Raw genomic sequence first — 1767 nt, forward strand, 5'->3', positions numbered from 1 at the left:
GCCCGCCAGAGCAGGCCGGGCGTCTCGATCGAGTCGTACAGGCGGGCCAGCAGCCCCGCCAGCGACTGGTTGGGCGTCATGTCGGCGGCCCCGACCCGCTCGGTCTGCCAGAGCACGCCGCCGAAGTAGGCGCGCGACTCCGTGCCGACGACCGCGAAGGAGCCGAGGGTCACGGCGATCACCGTGCCGATGGCGGTGGTGGCGGCGCGCCACTGCCGCGTGATCATCAGGTAGGCGATGAACAGCGCCGGGGTCAGCTTGACCGCCGTGGCCAGGCCGATGCCCACGCCGGCCCAGGCGCCGCTGTAGACGAAGCGCAGCAGCGGTCCGTCGCTCGGGGCGATGTGGGTGCCCCGGCGCGACCGCCAGCGCAGGCCGATCAGGTCGGCCATGATCAGGGCGAAGAGGAGCAGGTTCACCTGGCCGTAGCCGAGGGTCTCCCGGGCCGGCTCGATGGCGACCGCCAGCGGCGTCGCGAGGCCCACGGTGAACCAGAGGGGCCAGCCCAGCCGGTCGACGATCGGGCGGAGCAGCCCGGCCAGCACGACGGCCAGGGCCGCGACGCTGGCGAGCGCGTTGACGATGCCGGCCAGCTCGACCGGCAGGTGCGCCATCGGGAGCATCACCAGGCCGCCGAACGGCGGGTAGGTGAAGCCCAGGGTGGTGCCGGGTGCGATGAACTCGTAGAGCTCGTGACCGCTCGCCCACCACACCACCGCGCCGTGGTAGATCTTCATGTCGAAGAAGTTGTACGGCCGCCCGAAAGCACCGATGGCGAGCCATGCGGCATAGGCGACGGCGGCCACGATGCCGGTCCGTACGACTGTCCTACGATCGATCCCACGCGTTACGCGGCGGACTGGGGCGAGGCGGTCCACCCGTCTTCCGACGGTCGCCGGCATGGCGTGGCCACCCCCGTACCAAGGTCGTCCTACCCGTCCAGGTCCTGCACGGAGCCTAGAACGGCGCCTCACGTTAATGCCTCCCGCGTTATGCGACCGTGTCCGATCCCACACATGTTTTTGACATTTCCACCGCGTTAACGCCTGTCGGGTGGTTCAGGTGATTCGCGGCGTTGACACGTGAGGGGTCGGCCGGGGGAGGTATCGACGCAGGTCAGCCGGGCAGTCGTCGGGCCGTCGCTGCCGATCGTACGGCGATCCGGGCCTCCCTGCGGGCGGTACGGACGGCTCGCTGCACGGAACGTCGGGAGTGGCCGATCCGGTGACCCGTCCGCCAGCGCAGCCCCGGCTTGCCGCCGGTGTCCGCCGAGGCGAGCAGCAGTCCGCCGAGGAGGCCGAGGTTCTTCAGGAAGTGGATCTGGTTGTTGTGCCGCGTCGTCGGGTCGTCGTTGTTCCAGAAGGGATGCCCGGCGAGGGTCACCGGGACCAGCGTGCCGGCGAGGACGAGCGCCGCAGGCCGGGCGAACCGGCCGGTGGCGAGCATCAGCCCGGCGCCCACCTGCACCGCCGCGTTGGCGCGGATCAGCGTCTCGGTGTCGGTGGGGATGCGGGGATCGGCCTTCTCCAGCAGCGGGGTCACCCGGTCCGTCACGGGCTTCGCGGCCGGGACCAGCCGTCCGGGGTTGCGGAGGTTGGTGAACCCGCTGACCACGAAGATGCCGCTCAGCATGGCGCGGGCGAGGGAACGCACGGGTTTCATGGGTCAGTCATACCCCGTCGCCGGCCCCGCTACCCCCGCAACCGCCGATCCGGATCGGCGGACGTGCACGTCGCGCCACGCCGATTCGAGCGACCGTCGCTGATG

General features: G+C 71.0%; 2 protein-coding genes. Both read right to left on the reverse strand.

Translation table 11 applies throughout. The annotated features are described in order from the left end of the window. On the reverse strand, positions 1 to 806 hold an 806-nt coding region (locus AB0B91_RS65655), incomplete at its 3' end, for a glycosyltransferase family 87 protein (protein WP_358343144.1). A 310-nt stretch (positions 807 to 1116) separates the two neighbouring features. Beyond that, positions 1117 to 1662, reverse strand: a complete 546-nt coding sequence (locus tag AB0B91_RS65660) for a DoxX family protein (RefSeq protein ID WP_089002836.1) — start codon at positions 1660 to 1662, stop codon at positions 1117 to 1119. Between the last annotated feature and the right edge of the window lie 105 nt (positions 1663 to 1767).

Origin of the sequence: Nonomuraea sp. NPDC049141 (assembly GCF_040648415.1) — a bacterium.
Taxonomy (GTDB): Bacteria; Actinomycetota; Actinomycetes; order Streptosporangiales; family Streptosporangiaceae; genus Nonomuraea.